Raw genomic sequence first — 2,938 nt, forward strand, 5'->3', positions numbered from 1 at the left:
GGCGGATGCTCTCGCCGCCAAGCTCACCGAGCGCGTGGCGCAGCTGCGCATCGGCCCTTCGCTCGCAGCCGACGTCGACTACGGTCCCCTCGTCACACGCGCCGCGGTCGAGCGGGTCGAGGGGTACATCCAGCAGGGAGTCGACGAGGGGGCGACGCTGCTCGCCGACGGTCGCGGATTCACGGTCGAGGGGCACGAGCAGGGGTTCTACCTCGGACCGACGCTGTTCGACCACGTCACCACCGACATGGCGATCTACCGCGAGGAGATCTTCGGCCCGGTGCTCGTGATCGCACGCGCCGCCGACTACGAAGAGGCGCTGCGCATGGCATCCGAGCATGAATACGGCAACGGCGTCGCGATCTTCACGCGCGACGGCGATGCCGCCCGCGACTTCGCCGCACGGGTCGAGGTGGGGATGGTCGGCGTGAACGTGCCGATCCCCGTGCCGATCGCGTATTACACGTTCGGCGGCTGGAAGCGCAGCGGATTCGGCGACCTCAACCAGCACGGTGCCGACGCGTTCCGCTTCTACACGAAGACCAAGACGGTCACGAGCCGCTGGCCGTCGGCGGGCATCCGCGACGGCGCGAGCTTCGTCATCCCGACCATGCACTGATCCGCCGCGACATCCCACAAGGAACCACGATGACCATGACCACAGTCACCACCACCGCCGAAGAACGCGAGGCGATCCTCGATGCCGTCCGCGAGTTCGCCGAGACCGAGCTCGCCCCGTTCTCAGCCGAGCGCGACGAGAAGCACATCTTCCCCCGCGAATCCCTGGGCAAGGCCGGCGAACTCGGGCTCGGCGGCATCTATGTGCGCGAGGACTTCGGCGGCACAGGACTCAGCCGCTCCGACACCGTCGCGATCTTCGAAGAGCTCGCGAAGGGCGATCCGGCGGTCGCCGCGTACATCTCGATCCACAACATGGTGGTGTGGATGATCGACACCTACGGCGACGACGCGCAGCGCGGCCGCTGGCTGCCCGAGCTCACCGCGATGCAGGAGTTCGGCGGCTACTGCCTGACCGAGCCGGGAGTCGGGTCCGACGCCGCGAACGTCGCCACGAGTGCGGTGCGAGACGGAGACGACTATCTGCTCACGGGCGTGAAGCAGTTCATCTCGGGTGCGGGTGAGGCCGCGGTCTACGTCGTCATGGCGCGCACGGGCGAGCCGGGAGCCCGCGGCATCAGCGCGTTCCTCGTGCCGGGCGATGCCGAGGGGCTGAACTTCGGCGCCCCCGAGAAGAAGATGGGCTGGCACGCGCAGCCCACTCGCCAGGTCATCCTCGACGGCGTCCGCATCCCGGCATCCGGCATGCTCGGCGACGAGGGCCGTGGCTTCGCGATCGCGATGTCGGCGCTCAACGGCGGTCGTCTCAACATCGCGGCCTGCGCGCTGGGCGGGGCGAAATGGGCGCTCGACCGGGCGGTGCAGTACGTGCACGAGCGGGTCGCGTTCGGCGAGCCGCTGGCCGAGAAGCAGTCGATCCTGTTCGCGATCGCCGACATGCGCACCGATCTGCAGGCCGCGCGCCTCATGGTGCGCGACGGCGCATTGGCGGTCGACGAGCACGCCCCGGATGCGACGATGCGCTGTGCGATGGCCAAGCGCTTCGCGACCGATGCCGGATTCGACGTCGCCAACCGTGCGCTGCAGCTGCACGGCGGCTACGGGTATCTGCAGGACTACGGCATCGAGAAGGTCGTCCGTGATCTGCGCGTGCATCAGATCCTCGAGGGCACGAACGAGATCAGGAGACTCATCGTCGGCCGCGAGATGCTGCGACCGGCAGGATCCGCCTCCATGCGGAGCGCGTCATGACCGAGCCGCTGAAGACCCGCGTCGCGTTCCTCGGACTCGGCCACATGGGGCTCCCGATGGCGAAGAACCTGGTCGCGGCCGGGCACGAGGTGCACGGCTTCGACCTCGTTCCGGCGGCGATCGACGCGGCGAGAGCTGCCGGCATCCCGATCGCAGCCAGCGGAGCGGATGCCGTCGCCGACGCCGATGTGGTGATCACGATGTTCCCGGCGGGCAGGCACGTGATCGACGCGTACCGCACCGAGCTGCTCGCCGCCGCGCGCCCGGACACGCTGTTCATCGAGTCCTCGACGATCGCGGTCGACGAGGCCAGGGCCGCGCACGCCCTCGCCCTCGCCGCCGGGCACCGCAACGTCGACGCCCCCGTCTCGGGCGGAGTCGTCGGTGCCGAGAACGGCACGCTCGCCTTCATGGTCGGCGGATCGGACGAGGACTTCGCCGCGGCGCTTCCGGTGCTCGAGATCATGGGAAAGCGCATCGTGCACTGCGGGGGGCCGGGGCTCGGGCAGGCCGCGAAGGTCTGCAACAACATGGTGCTCGCGGTCTCGCAGATCGCGGTCGCCGAGGCGTTCGTGCTGGGGGAGCGGCTCGGGCTCGAGCACCAGGCCCTGTTCGATGTCGTCTCGCAGGCATCCGGTCAGTGCTGGTCGATCACGACGAACTGCCCCGTGCCCGGGCCGGTGCCGACGAGTCCGGCGAACCGTGACTACCAGCCGGGATTCGCCGGCTCTCTCATGGCCAAAGACCTCGGACTCGCGCTGCAGGCGATCGAGCAGACCTCCACCGACGCGAAGATGGGGCGCCTCGCCCAGCAGCTCTACGCCGACTTCGCTGCCGGCGAGGGAGCATCGAGGGACTTCTCGGGCATCATCACCGACATCCGCGATGCGCCGGTGTGACTGCCCCCGCCCCCGCCGCCAGTGCCCCCGCCCCCGTCCACCCTGTGCCCCGCCCCCGTCCACCGTGGCACGAATGCATGCTGAGATCACGGATGCAGGCTGGATCGGCGCATCCGGGCATGCAGGTGTGATCTGAGCATGCAGGTGACACCCGAGGACACGCGCGCGGCCGGATGACGCCGACCACCGCGCGACATACTGAGATGACC

General features: G+C 69.3%; 3 protein-coding genes. All 3 read left to right on the forward strand.

From position 1 onward, the window contains the following. Positions 1–619, forward strand: a 619-nt coding sequence (locus J7E68_RS18915; RefSeq protein ID WP_215175089.1) for an aldehyde dehydrogenase family protein, incomplete at its 5' end; no start/stop codon positions are given. A gap of 29 nt (positions 620–648) precedes the next feature. Next, entirely contained in the window at positions 649–1,830 is a 1,182-nt protein-coding gene (locus J7E68_RS18920; RefSeq protein WP_215175090.1) for an acyl-CoA dehydrogenase family protein, read from the forward strand. Beyond that, a complete protein-coding gene (mmsB, locus tag J7E68_RS18925; RefSeq protein ID WP_215175091.1) occupies positions 1,827–2,729 on the forward strand; it encodes a 3-hydroxyisobutyrate dehydrogenase in 903 nt (300 codons plus the stop codon). The genes J7E68_RS18920 and mmsB overlap by 4 nt, the downstream gene beginning before the upstream one ends. Positions 2,730–2,938: the final 209 nt, after the last annotated feature.

It is taken from the genome of Microbacterium sp. ISL-103 (assembly GCF_018613995.1).
Lineage (GTDB): Bacteria > Actinomycetota > Actinomycetes > Actinomycetales > Microbacteriaceae > Microbacterium.